Origin of the sequence: Priestia sp. SIMBA_032 (genome assembly GCF_046535215.1) — a bacterium.
Classification (GTDB): Bacteria; Bacillota; Bacilli; order Bacillales; family Bacillaceae_H; genus Priestia; species Priestia aryabhattai.
The window spans coordinates 1-230 of sequence record NZ_JAWRXD010001680.1 but is presented as its reverse complement, the minus strand read 5'-3'; the positions used below and the strand labels follow the sequence as shown (position 1 = coordinate 230).

The following is a 230-nucleotide window of genomic DNA, read 5'->3' as shown; positions in this document are numbered from 1 at the left end:
CGGTAGTTGCCTTGTTGTCGCACTCGTAATTAATCTCGCATATTGCAATACCCCAATGTCCGCAACATGATCGTGATGATAGTGTGACAGTACAACTGCATCTATATCAGATGGTGTTATATATTTTTGAAGCTGTGCTAGTACACCACTACCACAGTCTACAAGTAAACGAAAACCATCGTGTTCAAACAAATACCCCGACGTTGCTTCTCCCGCTTCTGGAAAGCCGC

1 protein-coding gene is annotated in these 230 nt (G+C 43.9%); it reads right to left on the bottom strand.

The window, feature by feature from the left end; translation table 11 throughout:
- Positions 1-230: MBL fold metallo-hydrolase (locus tag SB717_RS39960; RefSeq protein WP_410908919.1), on the bottom strand; the 230-nt coding region annotated here is incomplete at both ends.